The following is a 22,152-nucleotide window of genomic DNA, read 5'->3' on the forward strand; positions in this document are numbered from 1 at the left end:
ATAAAGCCCGGTGAGAACCGGGCTTTTCTTTATCTATTAGCACCCGGCAGCAATGTAGTCGCCGTTGGCACTGACCGGAATCACGGTTAAGAAGAGCACCACCGCAAAAAGCAGTAATGCCACGCCACCGGCAAGACGCACTGCCGAAAGTAGCCAGGGGAATTGCCCGGACTCCCGGCTGAAGAATGTCGCGGTGCTATTACGGGCGTAACGGACGGCCAGCGACAGGCCCATAATAGACAGCGCCGTGCCGAACGACATCGTCATCACGGCCGCCATTCCCCAGCTCACGATCCCCAGCGCATTAGAGAACAACAAGATCATGATGGCCCCACTGCATGGGCGAGCACCGATGGCCAGAATCACCCCGAGACGCGTTTTCCAGTCGCCCTGCGTACTGACGCCGACACCGTGTTGCCCACAGCCGCAGTCCATGTGATGGGCATGTTCCCCGGCAAGTGGCCGTAACGCTGTGATTTGCCGTTTTTTCGGTTTTAAACGCCTCGCCGCCTGCCAGATAAGCCAGCAGCCGAAGCCGCCAATCATCACGGCACTGATTTTCTCCACATACCAGCGGCTTTGACTGAGATCGCCAGAGGCAAGGTTGAACCCTACCGCCAGAATGAAGACAAACAGAATCGCGCTGACGCCCTGCATCAGGCTGCCCAGAAAGGGAATCACGCGAGCGGCAGTCTGACTCTCTTGATTGGTCGTCATCCAGGTCGTCACAATGAATTTGCCGTGCCCCGGCCCAATGGCATGGAGTACGCCATAAAAGAAGGCGCCTGACAGGAGCCAGATTCCTCCGGTGTACTGATGATTATTAAGCTGGAGCAAATACATCACCAGGTAACGATGCAGCGTGATTTGCGCGTTCAGACACCACTGCAAAAACTCGGCCCAATGGGTATGCAAGGCCACGGCGGCGAAGATAACAAGCATTACCAGCGCGATGGCGCCCGGTACGCGCCAGGGGCGGGTCAGGGTTTGCGTCGTCATAGTGTCAGGCGGGATGGGGAGACCATAAGGGCAGTATAGGTGCTGCTTTGGGTTCGCTCCAGAGAACCGGCGATGGCGAACAGGCGTGAGCAATAAAAACGGGAGCCAAATGGCTCCCGCATGAGGGGATCAGAAGGTTTTGCGCAGACGTAAACTAAAGGTATGCGCCTGGTAACGCTCGCCTGCCTGCAGATCGTAACGCGCATCAAGGGTAAGGTCCTTCGCGTTATACAAGGTGCTGCCGATAGCGATCCCGGCCATGTCTTTCACCGGCGCGGCACCTTTGGTCGTAAACTGCGTTTCGCCAAGGGTATCGGCACCAAAGGTCGCCGTGCTGCTCATCTGACGATCGTCATACTGATGAATCCAGGACGCTTGCACGAACGGGGTCAGTTTGCCGAGACGCGTATCAAAAGTCTTCTCTACGCGGGCACCGATATCGCTGGTTACCGACTGATTGTGGCTGCTGCCGACATTCAGTGCCATACCATTACCGCCGCTCTCTTTGTAGCCATCAATATGCTGATAACCATAAGTGAGCGTCGCCATCGGCGTCAGTACGACGTCGGCAGGAAGCTGTAGTGGGTAGCCCAGCTCAGTTTGCAGCGTCACGGACTGACCATTGAACTTGCCATTTGCACGACCAGAGAAGCCAGTAAAGTCGGCATTACGCGTCGACGCGTAGTTTTGACGGTTCACACCGGCAGAGAGGTTCAGGTACCACGGGTTGCCCGTGTAACCGGCATAACCAATCACACCGTAGTTATCGGCAGTCGAGCGATCATTGTTCAGGTTGCCGGTACCGTGAACGGAGGTGTTGCTATAGTTCACGGCCGCACCGGCACGCCAGTTGTCACCCAGGGCACGATCGGCACCCAGCAGCAGACCGCCGAACTTCGCTTTATAACCGCTGACTTCACGAGAGCTGTCCTGACGGGCAAAGCCACCAAACGGTTGACCCCAGAAGGCCCACTCATCCCAGGCATCACCGGTAGAGATGCCGCTCATGCCCGCGGTTTGCGGATTACGCGCCGTGTTCATGTGGTTACCGACAATACTCATCGCTTTGGTGACTGCGGTGCCGGTGGCAGTACTGGCATTGATGTTCTGGCTGGAGGAGAGTTGCTCACCAACACGGTTTGCCTCAGAGGTACCGTTGATGGCCAGTGAGGCGTTATACAGCTCCAACAGTTGCGGAGAAATACCGGAATACTGCGTCAGGCCGGTCAATGTTGACGTCGCACCCTCCGTGGTAGCCCAATTTTTCAGGCCTGGTTTTACCGGCTCCGCTTGCGGCTGTGCTGGCGTTGCGGCAATCGGTGTCACAACAGCAGGGGGCGCAACCACTGGCGTCGCATCGACGGGCGTGACAACAACCGGCGTCACCACGGCAGGTGTTTTTGGTACAGTCGTGGTCGGTGCCGTCGTTACCGGGGTGACAACCACCGGTGATGTCGGGGTGGTGACAACCACCGGTGATGTCGGGGTGGTGACAACCACCGGTGATGTCGGGGTGGTGGTAACAGGAGGAACCGTAACAGGTTCTGGGGTCACCGGTGTTGGCTGAGATGTCTGCGGAGGCGTAACGATAACCGGTGCCTCTTCCAGACTCAGCACTAACGCACTGCGCGTGCCGTCGTTAACTTCCGTTCCTTTCACGGCACCGTTGTAACCCACGGCTTTATAATTCAGGCTGCTGGCGTTGTACTGGGTATCGGCACTGTTTGCGCTGATAACCACATAGCGCTGACCGGTGGCAAACGAGTAAGTATTGCCTGTACGTGCCAGCGAGATGTGGGAACCCTGGTCGATGGTTGCAGCACCGTTCACCGTAAGACGACCGTAGCCAGAGGCCGTCGTTGTATCTTCCGAGGCATTAGCACCGTCACTGACGCCCAGAATCAGGGAGCCGGTGGCATTCTGGTGATAATTGCCATAAATGATAAGCGGCGCATTCACCTGGAGACGTGCCGCGTCGTTAAGGACCGTGCCACCCGAGGCATAAACATGGTTGTTCAACAGTAACGAACCTGAACTGAAGGTCACGTTCCCGCCATTGGTAAAGATATACCCGGTTGCGCCTGGATTATAACCTGTCAGTAGACCTTGCCCGTCACTGCTGCCAGCGATAACGATCGGCGTTGCACCATAATTATAAATATTACCGGCGATGGTTCCGCTGTTGGTAATCTTTATAGCGTCACTAAAGCTATTGTTATTATAGGTATATATGGCCTGCGGCGCTTTAATTAGCCCGCTATTAATGATCTCGCCAATGGCATTATATTGCGTGCTGTCGCTTAAAATGCCGAAATAATTGCTGCTGATGGTTCCGCTGTTGATCAGTGTGCCAATGTTGCCATAGTTTCGAATGGCGACGCTGCCGCCGACCAGGCCATTACTGTAATTGGAAGAGATAGTTCCGGTGTTAACAATGGTATCAATGCTGCCTTCGTTAAAAATAGCACTGTCACCTGAGTGACCATTATTATTATTGGAAATGGTACCGGCGTTTTCGACCTGGTAGATATATCCGTTGTTATACAAACCCATAGCACCAATAATAGTGCCATCGGCTTTGTTATTCAGCGTGTTGATATAGCCATAGTTATGAATGGCGTATCCATAGTTGCTGCTGCTGGCGTCGCCAATCAGTCCGCTGTTGCTGATGAGGTCAGTCTGACTGCCGTTTTCCAGGTAGACAGCCCCATAGGTGCTGGCGTTCGCAATCGTGCCGCTGTTCGCAATCGTGCCGATAGTGCCAGCGTTATAGACCGAATATCCACTGGTGCCGGAAATCGTGCCCGCATTATTTAAATAATTGAGGTTACCATCGTAAGTTACCTGGATTGCAGAAAATCCAGAAGCAATCAATGAACCCTGGTTGGTAATATCTAAATTATCGAAAGTAAATGAAATTTCACGACTTGTACTAACTGCTGTGCTAATAGTTTCATTCGTTGTAATGGCGTGAGCATAAGTCGCCAGCAATCCTTGCGCAGAGGTGAGTGCCACCAGCAATGAACCATGCTGGCCGATTCTTAATTTCTTCATGATGTACCGTTGCGTTATATTTTTAAAAGATTCCTGGTGTTGGTGAAATTGGATCTCAGATTCGTCTGATATTTATCCAAGTGCAGAATATACATTTGGTTGCAAAAAACACAATCCGTGCTAAATGATGTTTAAGCATCACTATACGCTTTATAAATGCCGTTTTATGCACGATAAAACCCTGCAAAGAGAAGGCTTAATGCGTAATAAATGTGGAGAGAAAGTAAGTCATTTGTTGATTGCTATGGTTTTTTTATTAAGCGGATGTGGTACTACCACTCGTCAGGATAATCTTGGTGCGCTCACAAAAACTACTGGTCTAACCAGTGAAAATTTACAAACTAAGACATTTGTGCTACGCGCCTTAAGTAAAACTTTAGCCCCTGTTAACATTTTGCGGGTTTATATTGAAGGTGATGGTTTCGCCTGGGTTAATCGCTCAACCCCTTCAGATGACCCGACACCGCGTAACCCGGTAGGATTAAAACTCGCAGCAGCGGATCCGTCGCCCAATGTCCTTTATCTGGCCCGCCCTTGCCAGTTCACTGATCTTCCTATGGCTGCCGTTTGTACCACAACGTGGTGGACGGACAAACGCTTTGCGCCTGAAGTGGTCAGCGCGATGAATGAAGCGCTCACAATATTTGCTAATCGTTATCCGGGGGTGCAATTAGAGCTGGTGGGGTATTCAGGCGGGGCAACCCTCGCTGCGTTGCTTGCAGCACGTCGCCATGATGTCCGTTCATTGCGCACGGTTGCCGGAAATCTGGATGTTGCTTACGTCAATGCGTTACATCATGTCACGCCAATGCCTGAGTCGCGCAGCGCAATAGACGTCGCCGCACAACTTTCAACCCTGCCGCAGGTACATTTCAGTGGCACCGACGACACCACGGTCCCAACGTTAGTGGCAAGACGATTTCAGCAGGTGGCCGGTAAGCGATGTGTTCAGATCGTGGAGGTTACGGGCATGGAGCATGGTTCAGACTGGGCAGCGCGCTGGCCGGTATTGCTGGCGACGCTGCCGAAGTGTCAGTGATTACGGGTTAACGATCACTTTGTGGTAGTTCTCTTTATCGATCTCGCCAATCTCAATGGTGATGCTGGTCTCTACGCCATCCTCGACGGAGAAGTGTTCAGCCGCCAGCGCCAGCACGATATCCGCAGCGGCTTTTTTCACCTCCGCGCTACGCCCCGGCAGCATGCGAAAATCAATTTGCAGGAAGGCTTTGTGTGCAATGCCTGCACCTGAGACGTAACGGGATACGGGAATAAAGAAAGTTTTGAAATTGCCGACGTCGGTGACCACAACGGGTGCGAGCAGAGTGTGTATCTTTTGCGCAAAGGTTTCGAGTTTATCCTGTGCAGGCAGATTGGCGGTGTAGTGCATGAGAATATTAGGCATGAGATTTCCCTGTAAGAAACAGGCCTTTATGTATACGTCAGGTGGTGGCGTGAAAGCAAGCGAGGGTAGGGGAATGGATAATCGGGTAGCAGGAATGAGATGTGGGCAAATGCCGAAGGGGCGCAATCGGGAGATAAGCTGTCGCATTTTCCCCCTCACCCTAACCCTCTCCCTCAAGGGAGAGGGGACCGATCGTGCTCGCATTTTTTTGTGGGGATCCCTCAGCCCTCAGGGAGAGGGAGAAAACCAAAAGCAAAAACCCAGCCATAGGCTGGGTTCTCTGAATAAGTGGTGCCCGGACTCGGACTAACGCCGGAGGCGTTGAACAGCGCGTGTGTCGCGCTGGCCCCGAAGGGGTGAGTCGCTTGCGGCGAATAATCGAACGGAGTTCGATGGAGAGTCCGCATCTCTAAAAGCAAAAACCCAGCCATAGGCTGGGTTCTCTGAATAAGTGGTGCCCGGACTCGGACTAACGCCGGAGGCGTTGAACAGCGCGTGTGTCGCGCTGGCCCCGAAGGGGTGAGTCGCTTGCGGCGAATAATCGAACGGAGTTCGATGGAGAGTCCGCATCTCTAAAAGCAAAAACCCAGCCATAGGCTGGGTTCTCTGAATAAGTGGTGCCCGGACTCGGAATCGAACCAAGGACACGGGGATTTTCAATCCCCTGCTCTACCGACTGAGCTATCCGGGCAACGGGGCGCATTAAACCTTAATCGCTGTAAGGCGTCAACTCTATTTCAAAAAATGCTGTTCAGTTGCTCAACTTTACGGCAGTCTGAGCGATTCTGCGCCAAATAGCGGCGTGCTGCACAAATCTTCCAGATTTTTTCTGCGCGGGCAGGCCATGCTGTTCACGAGGATAGCGGAGGCAATATGGCAAATGACTGGCTGGAGCTACGGCAACATGCTGATACCGGTATTGAAACCATTCGTGCGCACTTTGAGGGGCACGCGTACGATCCGCACTGGCACGATAGCTATCTTGTCGGTATTACCCTGAGCGGCACGCAGGAGTTTCATTGCCGCCGTGAACGCCATCGCAGCGTGCCGGGTGACGCATTCTTGCTGGAACCTGGCGAGATTCATGATGGCGACGCGCCGGTGGAAGGGGGCTTTACCTACCTGACGTTCTACCTTGATGAAGGGTGGTTGAACTCAACATTGCGTGGATTATACGACTCGGTGCCTTCCAGCTACTCGCTCCATTTTTCTCGCACGATGGCGCGCGAGCCGCTGCTCGCCAGGGCTATTTCGCAAACGTTTTATTCTCTGCATAGCGAAGAGATGCGGATCGTGCAGCAAAGTGCGATGGACAATCTGCTTGGCCAGCTTACCCGGCATACCCAATGGCGAAAGCGCCTGCCGTCGCAGTTGCAAAGCGCCGCAGTGGCGCATCGTGCACGTGATTATTTGCACGCGCATATAGGGGAAAATATCGGCCTGTCGGATCTGGCGCGGGAGACGGGTACCGATCGCTTCACCCTGACGCGTTGCTTTAAACGTGAGTTCCACCTTTCGCCCCATGCCTGGCTTATTCAACTGCGGCTGGCCAATGCCCGCAGCAGGCTGGCACGGGGAGAGCAGCCCGCGAGCGTGGCGGCCGCGCTGGGGTTTGCCGATCAAAGCCACCTCGGGCGCTGGTTCCAGCGTGCTTATCGCCTCTCCCCCGCCCATTACCGAAAACTCTGCACAAATCTTCCAGACGGTGTCAGTAAATAGCGCGACAGTCACAGTACGGAGAATAAGGAGTCCCGACTGTGCATACTTTCTACACTTACCTGCCGTTTATGCTTTTTGCCTTTGTGGCGTCGATAACCCCCGGCCCAACTAACATTTTGATTCTCACCAGCAGCCAGCGCTATGGCGTTAAGGCGACCCTGCCTGCGGTGATGGGGGCCTGCGTGGCGGCGAGCCTGATTGTGTTTATTTCCGGCGCGGGGGCAGGGGAAATACTGCGTGACCACCCGCTGATACGCGAGGCCATGAGCTGGGCGGGCGCCCTCTGGCTAAGCTGGATGAGCTGGCAGTTGTTTACCGCGCCGCCGGCCAGTTTGCACGGCAATGCCGGGGCGCCGTTTAGCGGGCGATCTGCGGCCATGTTGCAGCTCATTAATCCGAAAACCTGGATGATGGCGCTGGCGATCGTAAGCCTGTTCGCGCCAGCGGGCGCACACCCACTGCGGGATGTGTCGCTGCTGTCGCTGAGCTTTCTGGTCATTTCCCTGCTTTGTCTGTGCGCCTGGACGCTGCTTGGCAAAGCGGTTAACCGACTGTTTCGTACGGCGACATCACTGATTATTTTTCAGCGGGTAATGGCGCTGTGTCTGTTGCTATCGGCCTGGATGGGGTTTGTCGGCTGATCAGGTCAAGGCACCGCCTGCCCGGCAGCAGGCAAAGCGCAGAATATCTTCCGCCAGCCGATGTGCCGTATCCACATCCGCCTGGCTGCGATTAACCAACATCCGGCTCAGGCAGCCTTCCAGCACCAGCTCCATCTGTTTGGCAACCATCGTCGGGTCGTCCACATCCAGTTGCCTTAGCAGGTCATGCGTGAAGGCGAAGGCTGCTTGCTTTTGCTGCTCAGCCAGCTGGTGGACAGGATGATCGCGGTCCGGATAAAACGTGCACGCGGCAATGAACAAACAGCCCGGATAGCGGTTGTTGCTCACACACTCGGTTAACGCACCGTAGCGGGCCAGTAGCTTTTGCTCCGTCGTCAGCGCTTCGTTGAGCAGAAGCTGCCTGCGCCAGGCGTCCACCTGCTGGCTGAGATGGCGCAATGCATCATAAAACAGGGCCTCTTTATCCGGCCAGAACCGCTGAAACGTCTCCAGAGGATAATCAACGCGCTCGGCCACCATCTCGGGCTTTGTATCAGCAATTCCTTTCAATTCAAAAAGTTGAAGCGTTTCATTTAAAACATCTTCACGTTGCACGGTGAACTCCTCCGTCTTCATAAGCCAGCTTCCCCCCCCAAGTGTTGTTTATGGGGCCAGATTGCGCAAATGCGCGGCGAAGGCGCTGGCATCCATAAATCCTGTCACGCGCTGCGCCGGATGCTCCTTGCCCTCTGCATCGAAAAATACAATGGTGGGCAAACCCAGCACCTGTAAATGTTGCAGCAGGGCTTTATCCTGCGCGGTATTGCGTGTCACATCGGCTTGCAGAAGCAGCGTGTTCTGCAAGGCTGTTTGTACCTGTTTATCGCTAAAGGTGTACTTCTCGAACTCTTTACAGGCCACGCACCAGTCAGCATAAAGATCCAGCATGACCGGGCGGCCGTTCGCCTGCGCCAGCGCCTGATTGAGGTCGTCGACGGTTTTGATAGTGGTAAAGGGCAGATGCGCCTGACTTTCAGTAACGGGTTGCCCAAATGCCCAGTCCTGTAACGGACGCGCGCTGACCAGGGCGGCGCCGAGCAGGAGAATCTGGAAGATACGCATTACCGGGCGGGTGGCCCCGAGGCTTGAAATAAACGCCCAGGCGAAGAAAGCGACGCCGAGCAGCGACCAGAGACGCAGCCCCCAGTCGTCACCCAGCACACGCTCCAGCAGGAACACCGGCAAGGCAAGGATCACAAAGCCAAAGGCGATTTTGACCTGCGCCATCCACGGCCCGCTTTTGGGCAGCAGCCGGTTGCCAAACACCGTCACCAGAATCAGTGGCAACCCCATGCCCAGCGCATAGAGGTAGAGCGTGCCGCCACCGAGCCACAGATTACCGCTCTGGGCAATATAGAGCAGGATGGCACTCAGTGGCGCGGTGGTACAGGGGGAGCAGATAAGCCCGGCAATGGCACCCATGGCGAAAACACCGCCCGGCGAGCCGCCCTGCTGGCGATTGCTCAAGAGTGTCAGGCGTGTTTGCAGGGACGAGGGCAATTGCAGGGAGAACAGGCCAAACATCGACAGCGCCAGCAGAATAAAGACCACGGACAGGCCAATCAGCACGTAAGGATGTTGAAGTGCAGCCTGGAACTGAAGCCCGGCGGCGGCGACCACCAGACCGAGCGCGGTGTAAGTCAGCGCCATCCCCTGAACGTAGATGAATGCCAGCATGAGGGCTCGCGCCGTGGAGAGACGCTGTTTACCGCCAAGCACGATGCCGGAAATCAGCGGGTACATCGGCAGCACGCACGGCGTAAAGGCGACACCGATGCCGATAAGCAGTGCCCAGAGCGCAGAGAAGGGCAGTGCGTCTGAGTTTTGGGTGTCATCGCCCCTCACCCCGGCCCTCTCGCCCGAGGGGAGAGGGGGAATGTCAGCTTCAGCGCGTGTTTGTTCCCTCTCCTGGGGGAGAGGGTCAGGGTGAGGGCGAACCTCACTTAGCGGAATCACTTTGGTTTCCGGTGGGTAGCAGAACCCGGCGTCGGCACAGCCCTGGTAAGTAACCGTCAGCGTCGCGCCCTCTGCCGCCTGGTTAATCGTGACCGGCAGGTTTAACCGCTGGCGGTAAATCTCACTCTTACCGAAAAACTCATCCTCATGGGACTCGCCGGCGGGCAGCGAGAGCGGGCCAACGTCCGCCTGCGCAGGCGTGACTTTTATCTGCTGGCGATAGAGGTAGTAGCCCTCTTTGATCTGCCAGTTCAGCGAGAGATCCTGCGCCTGCTGTTGGAAATCGAATACAAATGCCCGATCCGCAGGCACAAAATTCGACCCTCCGGGCGCGTCAAACAGCCCGGCGAGGGCAGGGGTACTGCATAGCAGCAGAATCAGCGTAAAGATGCGTTGAGCCATGAGAGGTAGTCAAAGTCTCCGTGAGTAACCGGTATAGCGAGCAATTCTGGGGTCTGGTAAGGATGATGCGCTTTAATGCAGGCGAAGAGGCCTTCGAGATGAGCAGCGTCGCTTTTCAGCAGCAGCTGGACTTCGTACTCCTGTTCGAGCTTTCCCTCCCAGTAATAGAGGGAGGTCGCACCGGGGAGGATCGTCACGCAGGCGGCGTGTTTATCGGCCAGAACTTTTGCCGCCAGCTCCTGGGCGGTGGCCTCATCCGGAGCAGTGCAGAGTACAACAACAGCGTCGGGCGTGTTCATCGTTAACCTCTTCTTCGCGAAAAGAGGACTATACCACGCGTAAAAAAATCGGGCCGCAGCACGGCCCGGTTTTAATAAGATTTACATCAGGATGCCGCCAATCACAAAGCCGAGCAGCACGCAGAGCGAAATGGCGATGACCCCCGGGATAAGAAAAGCATGGTTAAACACATACTTGCCAATGCGGGTTGAACCGGTGTCGTCCATCTCGACGGCAGCCAGTAACGTCGGGTAAGTCGGCAGGACAAAAAGCGCTGACACCGCCGCAAAAGAGGCCACCGCCGTCAACGGGCTTACCCCCAGCAACAGCGCCGCAGGCATAAGCGCCTTGGTGGTAGCGGCCTGAGAATAGAGCAGCGTTGAAGCAAAGAAGAGTACAACGGCCAGTAGCCACGGGTAATTATGCAGCAGATCGCCTGCTACTGTCTGAATGTCGGTAATGTGCGCTTTCACGAAGGTATCACCCAGCCAGGCGACACCCAGAACGCAGACGCAGGCGCTCATGCCGGATTTAAAGGTACTGGCGTTGAGAATGTCGCCGGTATCGATTTTACAGGTCATGCTAATCAACGTCGCGATGGTCAGCATAAAGACCACGATCGCTTCGTTACGCGGCAGTACCGGGTTCTTAATCAGACCCACGGTGTCACTGATGGCAGTGGCATAAAACATCACTGCCACAATACCGATCAGGAAGAGCAGCACGGAACGTTTGGCGTGTGGCTTAAGCTCGAATGCCTGACTGCCACGCAGTTTGACTTCGCCCTTCGCCAGACGCTCCTGGTAAACCGGATCATCCTTAAGCTCCGTACCGAGAAAGTTACACACGACAGCCGTCAGCATCACGGCGATCAGCGTCACCGGGATACAGATAGCCAGCAGCGTCAGGTAGCTCACCCCCAGCGGCTCCAGGATCCCGGCAAAGAAGACCACGGCGGCGGAGATAGGTGAGGCGGTGATCGCAATTTGCGAGGCCACCACGGCAATGGAAAGCGGGCGTGACGGGCGAATGCCCTGCTCTTTTGCCACTTCCGTAATCACCGGCAGCGTGGAGAACGCTGTATGCCCGGTGCCCGCCAGAATCGTCATAAACCAGGTAACCAGCGGGGCGAGAAAGGTGATGTATTTCGGGTGCCGCCTTAGCATACGTTCCGCCAGGCTTACGAGGTAGTCCATCCCCCCTGCCACCTGCATGGCGGCGATGGAGGCGATAACGGCCATGATGATTTCAATGACGTCAAAGGGTATTGCGCCAGGTTTGATTTGAAAGAAGAGGGTGAGTATAAGCACGCCGAAGCCACCGGCAAAACCAATGCCGATGCCGCCGAGTCTGGCCCCCAGGTAAATGGCAAGCAGGACGAGTACAAGTTCTGCAGCAAACATAAATGCCTTCCTTGTTGATGAAGTGAGATTGAATTTTTTCTACTGAAGGCCAAAAAAAAGGCACGTCTGCTGACGTGCCTTCAGGCTTTAGCCGCCAGTGTTACTGTTCGCTTTCATCGGTATAACGCTTGGCTTTATAGGCCGGATGCATCAGGTTCTGGGCGGAGAAAATATCATCCAGTTCCGCTTCGGTAAGCAGACCACGCTCCAGAACGACTTCACGTACGCTCTTGCCCGTTTCGGCGCAAATTTTGCCGACGATGTCACCATTGTGGTGACCAATGAACGGGTTAAGGTAGGTGACGATGCCGATGGAATTATAAACATAGCCCTCACAGACGGATTTATTAGCGGTAATACCGTTAACGCATTTTTCCAGCAGGTTGTAGCAGGCATTCGTCAGAATATGGATGGACTCAAACATCGCCTGGCCAATCACGGGTTCCATCACGTTCAGCTGCAGCTGGCCCGCTTCAGACGCCATCGTCACGGTGGTGTCGTTACCAATTACCTTAAAGCAGACCTGATTCACCACCTCTGGCACCACCGGGTTCACTTTGGCCGGCATGATGGACGAGCCCGCCTGCAGCTCAGGCAGGTTGATTTCGTTCAGGCCGGCGCGTGGGCCGGAGGAGAGCAGGCGCAGGTCATTACAGATTTTGGACATCTTCACGGCAAGGCGTTTGAGCGCACTGTGTACCATGACGTACGCGCCGCAGTCAGAGGTCGCTTCAATCAGATCTTCTGCCGGAACCACGGGTAAGTTTGACACTTCTGCCAGCTTCTGCACCGCCAGCTGCTGGTAGCCGTCTGGCGTATTCAGCCGTGTGCCGATGGCAGTTGCGCCGAGGTTCACTTCCAGCAAGAGTTCTGACGTGCGCAGCAGATTTTTGGTCTCTTCTTTTAGCAAGACGTTAAAGGCATGGAACTCCTGACCGAGGGTCATGGGCACCGCGTCCTGCAACTGGGTACGGCCCATTTTCAGAACATCGCGGAACTCATCCGCCTTATGTTCAAAACCATCGCCCAACTGGCTAATGGCGTCGATCAATTTAAGCACCGAGGTATACACCGCAATACGAAAACCGGTTGGATAGGCGTCGTTAGTGGACTGGCATTTATTCACGTGATCGTTCGGGTTGAGGTACTGGTACTCACCCTTCTGGTGTCCCATCAGCTCAAGGCCAATATTTGCCAGCACTTCGTTGGTGTTCATATTCACCGAGGTTCCTGCGCCGCCCTGGTAGACGTCGACCGGGAACTGGTCCATACATTTGCCGTTATTAAGGACTTCATCACATGCTGCCACGATGGTATTCGCAATGCTCTTCGGGATGGTTTGCAGCTCTTTGTTTGCCAGAGCCGCCGCTTTTTTTACCATCACCATGCCGCGGACAAATTCCGGGATGTCGCTGATTTTGCTATTACTAATGTAGAAGTTTTCAATCGCTCTAAGAGTATGTACACCATAATAGGCATCCGCTGGAACTTCCCTTGTACCCAACAAATCTTCTTCGATACGAATGTTGTTTAACATGTGAACCTTCTTTTTCAAGCTACGAATGAATGCACCAAACACACAGTAGATATGTGGTTATGTGTGATTTCTGACCGACGATTATCTCCTTTATCGGCCAGATATTCGCGATCATATTCTGATTACGCTGAAATGCCGTAATCTGGATCACTTATTATCTTAGCTGTTTTAGCAGAATCATTAATCTGTGAAATGAATCACCGCTTGCGGAGCGCCTGAAAAATACTTTGGTGAAAAAATTGAATTTTGGCCTAATCATCACCATCTCACCTTAATGCGACTCGCAAACCCTTTTCGACGGGGGCCTTAGGCGTCCGTCCCCTGACAGGAGAAACCAGTGCGCTGGATACCGTTACTCGCTATTTTTTTATACGTTTACATTGAGATTTCAATTTTCATTCAGGTCGCCCATGTGTTTGGCGTTCTGATGACCCTGCTGCTGGTTATTTTCACTTCCGTGATTGGTATGTCGCTGGTGCGTAACCAGGGCTTTAAAAATTTCCTGCTGATGCAGCAGAAGATGGCGGCAGGCGAAAGCCCGGCGGCAGAGATGATCAAAAGCGTGTCCTTGATCATCGCCGGTTTACTACTGCTGTTGCCAGGATTTTTCACCGATTTGCTGGGGCTGTTACTTCTGCTTCCGCCGTTGCAGAAGCTGCTGACGCTTAAGCTGATGCCGCATTTGCGTTTTGCACGCATGCCGGGCGGTGGGTTTAGCGCGGGGCCGGGTGCGGGTAATACTTTTGAAGGTGAATATCAGCGCAAAGACGAGCAGCGCGACCGTCTGGACAATAAAGACGATCGCTAACCGTTTTAGCGTGTAAAAAGCCCGGGTGCCGGGCTTTTTTACTGCATGACCAGGGTGCGTTTAGGCAACAGCACCCACAGCCCCGCCAGCATGACAATCGCGTACAAGCTTTTCCAGCCGGGAATCGCCAGCAGTAACAGGCAGAGCAGGCTACCCACCCACGCCAGCACCTTGTATTTGCCTTTCAGCAAGCGGCATCCTGCCATCATGCATAGCAGATAGATAAGAATGAAAATACCGTTGGCGTAGATTATCAAGGTATCGAGATCGACCGAGAACGCGTAGATGCCGATCGTGCAGATAACGCAACAGGCCAGCACCGCATTCAGAGCATTAAGCGGGATGTGTCTCGCAGAGAGGCGGGCAAGCGGGCTTTGCGGCTTATATTGTGCCTGCGACCAGACCAGGCGGGCAAAGCTCTGGATATAGATATTAAGACTGGCGAAGCAGGCGAGGTAGCCAATGATACAGGCAATCCATAGCGTCTCTTTGCCAAAGAGATTGACGACAATAACCGGCAACGAAGCCGCTGCGCCCAGGTCGCGCCAGAGATCAAAATGCAGCACCACCACGGTACAGGCCCAGTAGACGGAGCCGGCCAGTATCAGGCCAATCATCAGCGCCCGCGGGAAGTCGCGCTCCGGGTGTTTAAATTCCGATGCCAGATGAGCAAAGGCTTCAAGCCCGACGAAACACCAGAACATGACCGCCAGCGCGCCGGTCATGCCCGAAAGTGACACCTCTGCAGGCGCAGGGAAAGGGATTGTGGAGAGCGATAATTCTCCTTTCCACCAGATAGCGGCGATCAGCGCCACAATCAGCCCGGCAATCAGCATCTGCAAATTGGCGCTTGAACCGGCACCACGCGTGCCCATAAGCCAGATCAATCCCAGCGTCGCCAGTTCAGCCATCAATACCTGCCAGCCCTGCCAGCCAAACATCCCTTGCCAGAAGCCTGCTGCTATGTGCAGCGCAGCGGGAAGGCCCACCGGAATGACCGATAAGAACAACCAGCCGGTTACGCGTTCCAGGCGCGGGCCAAAGGCCATGCCAACAAAATGGGCAACGCCGCCCGCGCTGGGAAAGTGACGCCCCAGTACCGCAAAAACGATGGCAACCGGGAACACAAGAGCAATCAAAACCGGCCAGGCCCACAGGCTGTCATTGCCTGCCGCCAGCGCCGCCAGCGCCGGAACGGCAAATACCCCCGTGCCCAGCAAAGAGGTGGAGAGTAGTCCAATCCCTTGTGCTAACCCCAGCTCCTGTTTTAATCCGCTCATGCTGCTTATTCCTGTCGTCGTCATCGTATTGTCGTTGAAGTCATGCTAACACAATAGATTTTACTTATGGTCGCCGGGTAGCCTGCCGGAAACAGCAGCTTGTCTTCGGGTTTTTTTACCGCAGAGCGCATTTATGCGAATTTTTTTTGAGCCCCCCCCTTGAAGGGAAAAAACATGGCCCCATCTCTCAGGTCACCAGCCGGAGAAGCCAGTGCGGACCGGCGCCATCCATAACTGATAAAGACTTTCTCAAAGGAGAGCTATCAATGAGTATTCGTCCGTTACATGATCGTGTGATCGTCAAACGTAAAGAAGTTGAATCCAAATCCGCTGGCGGCATCGTTCTGACCGGTTCAGCAGCAGGCAAATCAACTCGTGGCGAAATCATCGCTGTCGGTAAGGGCCGCATTCTGGAAAACGGTACTGTTCAACCGCTGGACGTTAAAGTGGGTGACATCGTGATTTTTAACGACGGTTACGGCGTGAAATCTGAGAAGATCGACAATGAAGAAGTGTTGATCATGTCCGAAAGCGACATCCTGGCAATTGTTGAAGCGTAATCCGCGAACGACACTGAACATACGAATTTAAGGGAAAGAAAAAATGGCAGCTAAAGACGTAAAATTCGGTAACGACGCTCGTGTGAAAATGCTGCGCGGCGTAAACGTACTGGCAGACGCAGTGAAAGTGACCCTGGGCCCGAAAGGCCGTAACGTGGTTCTGGATAAATCTTTCGGTGCGCCGACTATCACTAAAGATGGTGTTTCCGTAGCACGTGAAATCGAACTGGAAGACAAGTTCGAAAACATGGGCGCGCAGATGGTGAAAGAAGTTGCCTCTAAAGCGAACGACGCTGCAGGCGACGGCACCACCACCGCAACCGTACTGGCACAGTCCATCATCACCGAAGGACTGAAAGCGGTCGCTGCTGGCATGAACCCGATGGATCTGAAACGTGGTATCGACAAAGCTGTCGCTGCTGCGGTTGAAGAGCTGAAAGCGCTGTCCGTACCGTGTTCTGACTCTAAAGCAATCGCTCAGGTTGGTACCATCTCCGCTAACTCCGACGAAACCGTAGGTAAACTGATCGCTGAAGCGATGGATAAAGTCGGTAAAGAAGGCGTGATCACCGTTGAAGACGGTACCGGTCTGCAGGACGAGCTGGACGTGGTTGAAGGTATGCAGTTCGACCGTGGCTACCTCTCCCCGTACTTCATCAACAAACCGGAAACCGGTGCTGTTGAACTGGAAAGCCCGTTCATTCTGCTGGCTGACAAAAAAATCTCCAACATTCGCGAAATGCTGCCGGTTCTGGAAGCCGTTGCGAAAGCAGGTAAACCTCTGCTGATCATCGCTGAAGACGTTGAAGGCGAAGCGCTGGCAACGCTGGTGGTTAACACCATGCGTGGCATCGTGAAAGTGGCTGCGGTTAAGGCACCTGGCTTCGGCGACCGTCGTAAAGCTATGCTGCAGGACATCGCAACGCTGACTGGCGGTACCGTTATCTCTGAAGAGATCGGTATGGAGCTGGAAAAAGCAACCCTGGAAGACCTGGGTCAGGCGAAACGCGTTGTTATCAACAAAGACACCACCACCATTATCGATGGCGTGGGTGACGAAGCAGCGATTCAGGGTCGTGTGACTCAGATTCGTCAGCAGATCGAAGAAGCGACGTCTGATTACGACCGTGAAAAACTGCAGGAGCGCGTAGCGAAACTGGCAGGCGGCGTTGCAGTAATCAAAGTTGGTGCTGCTACCGAAGTTGAAATGAAAGAGAAAAAGGCACGCGTTGAAGATGCTCTGCACGCTACCCGTGCTGCGGTTGAAGAAGGCGTGGTTGCAGGCGGCGGCGTGGCGCTGATTCGCGTTGCAAGCAAAATCGCTGAGCTGAAAGGCCAGAACGAAGACCAGAACGTGGGTATCAAAGTTGCGCTGCGCGCGATGGAATCCCCGCTGCGTCAAATCGTGCTGAACTGCGGTGAAGAGCCGTCTGTTGTCGCTAACACCGTGAAAGCGGGCGACGGTAACTACGGTTACAACGCAGCAACCGAAGAATACGGCAACATGATCGAGATGGGTATCCTGGACCCAACCAAAGTGACCCGTTCTGCGCTGCAGTACGCGGCCTCTGTGGCTGGCCTGATGATCACCACCGAGTGCATGGTAACCGACCTGCCGAAAGGTGATGCGCCTGACTTAGGTGCAGCTGGTGGTATGGGCGGCATGGGCGGTATGGGCGGTATGATGTAATTTAATCTTCATACTTCAGACCGCAGATGCGTTGGCTGCGCTCATTCACCCCAGTCACTTACTTGAGTAAGCGCCTGGGAATGAATGGACTTGCCGCCTGCCTGCAACCTGAATGATTCGATTAAATAAGTATCTCGCTAAAAATGAGAAACCCCCGGGCAGAAATGGCCGGGGGTTTTTCTTTTGGTCATCTTTTTAGTATAAGGTTTACACACGGACGACTGTGTCCAGCTCATTGAAAATGGGGAATAACATGCAGGTGAAATATTTAGCAGGGATCGTTGGCGCAGCCTTATTGCTGGCAGGTTGCAGTTCCGGCAATGAGCTCTCTTCAGGCGGGCAGAACGTGCGCTTTGTTGAAGATAAGCCTGCCGCCGAATGCCAGTATCTGGGTACCGCCACCGGTAAGCAAAGTAACTGGCTTTCCGGGCAGCATGGTGAAGAGGGCGGGTCAATGCGTGGTGCCGCGAACGCGCTGCGTAATCAGGCCGCGCAGATGGGCGGAAACGTAATATTTAGCGTCACCAGTCCGACACAAGGCTTCCTCTCCAGCTTCGTGCCGACCGCCAGTGAAATGAACGGTCAGGTTTACAAGTGCCCAAACTGATTTGAACTGCGGTGAGAACGCCCCTGAAAACGCTCAGGGGCGGATTGCCACTAACTCTGACTGGCTTTCTGTTTTATCTGCTGCTGCACGCTGTGCAGGCTGCGCATGCATTGCTCAAGCGTCAGGCGGTGGCGTTTATCGCTGCTTAACGTTTTAACGCTCACCTGGCAGGGTTTCCCCTTCAGTCTGTTCAAACGATGGCTGTAATCCAGTACGCGACGGGAAACAGAGGCCATCTCATCGTCTTGCGACAGGCTACGGGTTTTAATCACGGTTCCGCTGTACTGAATGTCTCCATTTGCATCAGTGTAATGATAAATAAGGGCGTGATGGTGGCTAAACAGGGCCTGCTTCCATTCCGCCTGAGTATAAGTATCGTAGGCAATATTACCGTCAGGTAAAAAGTCTGCGTCATATAATGGAAGAAAATCCAGAACAGATGAGAGGCTGATAGCAACCTCACGCATCTCCGCATTATTAATTGCATGAATAATTGCTGCGACGACGACCTCTATCTGATGCTCATTAATACTTAACTTCAGTTTTTTGCCGCAATGCAGCGTAAAATTAAAAATCAGTTCACTGGCTCCGTTTTCATCCAGTTCCACAAGATTAACGCGCTGACCAATATCCGCATTTTTTAGCTCATCTATTTCAACAGGCGGGATATGGGAATGCATTTTTTTTGATGCTGAATCAATAGCTTTTCGCTGTTGCTCCTTCGCCTTACCGGCAGATGCTGCCTGGCGTGACAGGCGATGCTCCAGCGCGAGTAACAGATCTTTCAACGCAACCAGTGGGAAAAATAATAGGGATTGTTTATTTTTAGGGTGCTTAATTTTTAAGGCTAAAGCCGCGAATTTATCATTGTGACGAATAACACCGGTATTAACACCCATAATTGTGTATACCATCTGGTTCTCCTTAACCATTCATCTATTTAATTTATGCGAAATCGCAGAGCGTCATAATAACAAAAAATAGAGCGCAGGGGTCCCCGGATGAAGCGTGAATTCACCCAGGGCGAGAGTGGAAATATAAAGTGTGGGGTTACGACTGGCGCAGCTGTAAATCCAGCGGCGTTTTACTTGGCTCACCGCCAATTTCACGGGCCAGTTTTGGCACCATATAACCGGACACCAGCGTGAGTAATTCGCGCATGATGGTACGTGCCTCATCGTCACTCACCATAAAATGCGCCGCGCCCTCTACTTTATCCAGCACATGCAGGTAGTAGGGCATTACGCCTGCATCGAACAACGCATTGCTTAAGTCAGCCAGGGTCTGCGCATTATCGTTCACGTCGCGCAGTAACACGCTCTGGTTAAGCAGTCTTACGCCAGCCTGACGCAGCTTTGTCATCGCGGCCCGGAAGTCCTCACCAATCTCCCTGGCGTGATTAATATGGTTAACCAGCAGGAGTTGCAAAGAAGAGCGGGCAAAACGTGCGGCCAGAGCGTCAGTTATACGTGCCGGGATCACAATGGGTAAACGGCTATGGATGCGCAGGCGCTTGATATGCGGAATACCTTCAAGCTGCTCAAGCAGCCAGTCCAGCTCGTGATCCTTCGCCATCAGCGGATCGCCACCGGAGAAAATGATCTCATCCAGTTCATCGTGCGCGGCAATATAGTCGAGGGCGACCTGCCAGTTACGTTTGTTGCCCTGGTTTTCCGCATACGGGAAATGGCGACGGAAGCAGTAGCGGCAGTTCACCGCGCAGCCGCCTTTCACCAGCAGCAGTGCACGGTTGCGGTATTTGTGCAGCAGACCGGGCACCGCATTATGCTGTTCCTCCAGCGGATCGGTGCTAAATCCGGGGGCGGCGAGAAACTCCTCCCTGGCGGTCAGAACCTGGCGTAACAGAGGGTCGTCAGGATCGCCTTTTTGCATACGTGCAACAAATGCCCGGGGAACGCGCAGCGCAAACAGGCGCTTTGCCTCGCGTCCGGCAAGGAGATTTTCGTCAGCGTCTATATTTAAAACACGCAGGAGTTCATCGGGATCGGTTATTACATCGGCAAGTTGTACTAACCAATCTTCTCTGGATGGGGTATTTAGGGTTACAATATGCGCCATTTTGTGGCTTAGCTACCAGTTAACAATTTTAGAGGGCCTTTATGGCGACTTACTATAGCAACGATTTTCGTGCCGGTCTTAAAATCATGATGGACGGCGAACCCTACGCGGTTGAAGCCAGTGAATTTGTTAAACCGGGTAAAGGTCAGGCTTTCGCACGCGTTAAGCTGCGTCGTCTGCTGACCGGCACTCGCGTTGAGAAAACCTTTAAATCAACGGACTCCGCTGAAGGCGCTGACGTTATCGATATGAACCTGACTTACCTGTACAACGACGGTGAGTTCTACCACTTCATGAATAACGAAACCTTCGAGCAGCTGGCTGCGGACGAAAAAGCAGTTGGCGACAACGCCAAATGGCTGCTGGATCAGGCGGAATGTATCGTTACTCTGTGGAACGGTCGTCCTATCGCTGTTCTGCCGCCGAACTTTGTTGAACTGGAAATCGTTGAGACCGATCCAGGTCTGAAAGGCGACACCGCAGGTACTGGCGGCAAACCTGCAACCCTGAGCACTGGCGCTGTGGTTAAAGTGCCGCTGTTCGTGCAGATTGGTGAAGTGATCAAAGTGGATACACGTTCTGGCGAATACGTTTCCCGCGTGAAATAATCCCCGATTATCTCTTACCCGTGGCGCAGCAGCCCTGTTGCGCCATCCTTCCGCCAGGCAACCCTCTTTCTCGTGCGGTCAGTTAAGGCTTCACATCGTCCTAAAAATCATCCTTCCTTCTGCATCCTGCGCAATCTTGTCTATGCTTAAGTAGCTATACACAAACAATATTGGCTATAAAAGGAAGATATTATGGTTAAGAAAACAATTGCTGCGATCTTTTCTGTGCTGGTGCTTTCTACTGTACTGACTGCCTGTAACACCACCCGTGGTGTCGGTGAAGATATCTCCGATGGCGGTAGTGCTATCTCTGGTGCAGCCACAAAAGCGCAGCAGTAATACCAGCCGGTACGGCTCACGCCGTACCGCTCATTTCAGCGTTACGGTAGTGAATCAACCCCGCCATGAACTTCTGGCAGTGACAGAAACGGCGTGAACCGATTTCCCATTCCCAGCTTCATTCTTATATTCCGCTTATAGGTGTACACCGTTTTACCATTGATACTGAGCTTGGTGGCGATCGACTGATTGCTTGTGCCTTCCATCCAGAGCGACAACACTTTCTCTTCCTGGCGCGTCAGCAGCGGGGTGGCAATATGCGGTGCCATTCGCACCGGGCGAGCAAGAACTGCCGCATCGATAGCGTATGCCAGCGTTTCCAGGGGCACGCTTTTTTGCAGACTCGCATGGAGAGCATACTGCGCACAATAGTCATCCAGCTGCGTATCTTTTCCCGACTCCAGTAGGATGAGACGGTTCTCTTCGCTGCACGCGGAGAACAAGGAGGAGAGTTGATGAATATGGTGCAGGTCGTTTCTGAAGCCAAACAGGTCGGCGATGATCAGGTCAGGCTGCCACTGCGCAATGTGCTCTTTTGCCAGCATCAGATTATTCAGTGCCGTCACAAGAAATGAGGCGGGAAAAAGATCGGTTTGATTGAGCCAGGCTTCCAGCCCCGTCCGGGTGAAATAACAACGGTCAATCAGAAGGATTTTGAACATATTTTTCTTCGCAGTAGAATGGTGGCGCACGGCTTCCTTTTCCCGGATAGCACATCATCATAGGGGGTAGCGAAGGTGAATAAATGCCTGAACTGCGCAGCTA

Annotated in this window: 21 protein-coding genes and 1 tRNA gene; 9 read left to right on the forward strand and 13 right to left on the reverse strand. The window is 53.7% G+C overall.

Translation table 11 applies throughout. The features are described from left to right. Window positions 1-36: 36 nt before the first annotated feature. A complete protein-coding gene (locus M1D91_RS01845; protein WP_437432124.1) occupies window positions 37-999 on the reverse strand; it encodes a nickel/cobalt transporter in 963 nt (320 codons plus the stop codon). 129 nt (window positions 1,000-1,128) lie between these two features. After that, a complete protein-coding gene (locus M1D91_RS01850; protein WP_437432123.1) occupies window positions 1,129-4,053 on the reverse strand; it encodes an autotransporter family protein in 2,925 nt (974 codons plus the stop codon). A gap of 199 nt (window positions 4,054-4,252) precedes the next feature. Here M1D91_RS01850 and M1D91_RS01855 point away from each other — a divergent pair, with 199 nt between their 5' ends. Continuing rightward, the gene (locus M1D91_RS01855) at window positions 4,253-5,092 is read left to right on the forward strand and encodes an alpha/beta hydrolase (protein ID WP_437432122.1); all 840 of its coding nucleotides are present in this window, start codon (window positions 4,253-4,255) and stop codon (window positions 5,090-5,092) included. Here M1D91_RS01855 and M1D91_RS01860 read toward each other — a convergent pair whose 3' ends face one another. Then, a complete protein-coding gene (locus M1D91_RS01860; protein WP_437432121.1) occupies window positions 5,093-5,458 on the reverse strand; it encodes a 5-carboxymethyl-2-hydroxymuconate Delta-isomerase in 366 nt (121 codons plus the stop codon). It lies immediately after the preceding gene. A 615-nt stretch (window positions 5,459-6,073) separates the two neighbouring features. Next, window positions 6,074-6,149: transfer RNA gene (locus M1D91_RS01865), tRNA-Phe, on the reverse strand. Window positions 6,150-6,331: 182 nt separating this feature from the next. On the opposite strand from M1D91_RS01865, the gene M1D91_RS01870 reads away from it, so the two are divergent. Both M1D91_RS01870 and M1D91_RS01875 read left to right on the forward strand, forming a co-directional pair. Continuing rightward, the gene (locus M1D91_RS01870; RefSeq protein ID WP_437432120.1) at window positions 6,332-7,177 is read left to right on the forward strand and encodes an AraC family ligand binding domain-containing protein; all 846 of its coding nucleotides are present in this window, start codon (window positions 6,332-6,334) and stop codon (window positions 7,175-7,177) included. A 68-nt stretch (window positions 7,178-7,245) separates the two neighbouring features. Further along, entirely contained in the window at window positions 7,246-7,818 is a 573-nt protein-coding gene (locus M1D91_RS01875; RefSeq protein ID WP_437432176.1) for a LysE family translocator, read from the forward strand. Here M1D91_RS01875 and M1D91_RS01880 read toward each other — a convergent pair whose 3' ends face one another. The 5 genes from M1D91_RS01880 to aspA all read right to left on the reverse strand — a co-directional run bounded on the left by M1D91_RS01880 (window position 7,819) and on the right by aspA (window position 13,416). Further along, entirely contained in the window at window positions 7,819-8,394 is a 576-nt protein-coding gene (locus M1D91_RS01880) for a transcriptional regulator (RefSeq protein WP_437432119.1), read from the reverse strand. Window positions 8,395-8,442: 48 nt separating this feature from the next. After that, window positions 8,443-10,197: a protein-disulfide reductase DsbD gene (locus tag M1D91_RS01885; RefSeq protein ID WP_437432118.1), complete on the reverse strand. Its 1,755-nt coding sequence runs from the start codon at window positions 10,195-10,197 to the stop codon at window positions 8,443-8,445. Further along, the gene (cutA, locus tag M1D91_RS01890; RefSeq protein ID WP_437432117.1) at window positions 10,173-10,496 is read right to left on the reverse strand and encodes a divalent cation tolerance protein CutA; all 324 of its coding nucleotides are present in this window, start codon (window positions 10,494-10,496) and stop codon (window positions 10,173-10,175) included. The genes M1D91_RS01885 and cutA overlap by 25 nt, the downstream gene beginning before the upstream one ends. 81 nt (window positions 10,497-10,577) lie before the next feature. Beyond that, window positions 10,578-11,879, reverse strand: coding sequence for an anaerobic C4-dicarboxylate transporter (locus M1D91_RS01895; protein ID WP_437432116.1), 1,302 nt, complete (start codon window positions 11,877-11,879; stop codon window positions 10,578-10,580). A gap of 100 nt (window positions 11,880-11,979) precedes the next feature. After that, complete coding sequence (gene aspA / locus M1D91_RS01900) at window positions 11,980-13,416, reverse strand: aspartate ammonia-lyase (protein WP_437432115.1); 1,437 nt, start codon at window positions 13,414-13,416, stop codon at window positions 11,980-11,982. Between the two features lie 337 nt (window positions 13,417-13,753). On the opposite strand from aspA, the gene M1D91_RS01905 reads away from it, so the two are divergent. Next, on the forward strand, window positions 13,754-14,224 hold the full coding sequence (locus M1D91_RS01905; protein WP_437432114.1) for an FxsA family protein: 471 nt from the start codon (window positions 13,754-13,756) through the stop codon (window positions 14,222-14,224). 38 nt (window positions 14,225-14,262) lie between these two features. On the opposite strand, the gene yjeH is transcribed toward M1D91_RS01905, so the two are convergent. Beyond that, window positions 14,263-15,504, reverse strand: a complete 1,242-nt coding sequence (gene yjeH, locus M1D91_RS01910; protein ID WP_437432113.1) for an L-methionine/branched-chain amino acid transporter — start codon at window positions 15,502-15,504, stop codon at window positions 14,263-14,265. 266 nt (window positions 15,505-15,770) lie between these two features. Here yjeH and M1D91_RS01915 point away from each other — a divergent pair, with 266 nt between their 5' ends. The 3 genes from M1D91_RS01915 (at window position 15,771) to M1D91_RS01925 (ending at window position 18,361) form a co-directional block, all read left to right on the forward strand. Continuing rightward, the gene (locus M1D91_RS01915) at window positions 15,771-16,064 is read left to right on the forward strand and encodes a co-chaperone GroES (protein ID WP_013367964.1); all 294 of its coding nucleotides are present in this window, start codon (window positions 15,771-15,773) and stop codon (window positions 16,062-16,064) included. A 43-nt stretch (window positions 16,065-16,107) separates the two neighbouring features. Next, window positions 16,108-17,754: a chaperonin GroEL gene (gene groL, locus M1D91_RS01920; protein ID WP_437432112.1), complete on the forward strand. Its 1,647-nt coding sequence runs from the start codon at window positions 16,108-16,110 to the stop codon at window positions 17,752-17,754. A 253-nt stretch (window positions 17,755-18,007) separates the two neighbouring features. Next, window positions 18,008-18,361 (forward strand): DUF4156 domain-containing protein, encoded by a 354-nt coding sequence (locus M1D91_RS01925; protein ID WP_437432111.1) that lies wholly within the window; start codon window positions 18,008-18,010, stop codon window positions 18,359-18,361. A 50-nt stretch (window positions 18,362-18,411) separates the two neighbouring features. Here M1D91_RS01925 and yjeJ read toward each other — a convergent pair whose 3' ends face one another. Both yjeJ and epmB read right to left on the reverse strand, forming a co-directional pair. After that, a complete protein-coding gene (gene yjeJ, locus M1D91_RS01930; protein WP_437432110.1) occupies window positions 18,412-19,275 on the reverse strand; it encodes a YjeJ family protein in 864 nt (287 codons plus the stop codon). 136 nt (window positions 19,276-19,411) lie between these two features. Next, window positions 19,412-20,440, reverse strand: coding sequence for an EF-P beta-lysylation protein EpmB (epmB, locus tag M1D91_RS01935; protein ID WP_437432109.1), 1,029 nt, complete (start codon window positions 20,438-20,440; stop codon window positions 19,412-19,414). A 41-nt stretch (window positions 20,441-20,481) separates the two neighbouring features. Here epmB and efp point away from each other — a divergent pair, with 41 nt between their 5' ends. Together efp and ecnB are read left to right on the forward strand one after the other, a co-directional pair. Beyond that, window positions 20,482-21,048, forward strand: coding sequence for an elongation factor P (efp, locus tag M1D91_RS01940; RefSeq protein ID WP_437432108.1), 567 nt, complete (start codon window positions 20,482-20,484; stop codon window positions 21,046-21,048). A 192-nt stretch (window positions 21,049-21,240) separates the two neighbouring features. Next, window positions 21,241-21,387 (forward strand): lipoprotein toxin entericidin B, encoded by a 147-nt coding sequence (ecnB, locus tag M1D91_RS01945; RefSeq protein WP_437432107.1) that lies wholly within the window; start codon window positions 21,241-21,243, stop codon window positions 21,385-21,387. A gap of 41 nt (window positions 21,388-21,428) precedes the next feature. On the opposite strand, the gene M1D91_RS01950 is transcribed toward ecnB, so the two are convergent. Then, a complete protein-coding gene (locus tag M1D91_RS01950; RefSeq protein ID WP_437432106.1) occupies window positions 21,429-22,049 on the reverse strand; it encodes a helix-turn-helix transcriptional regulator in 621 nt (206 codons plus the stop codon). Window positions 22,050-22,152 lie beyond the last annotated feature (103 nt).

It is taken from the genome of Enterobacter sp. SA197 (assembly GCF_054131575.1).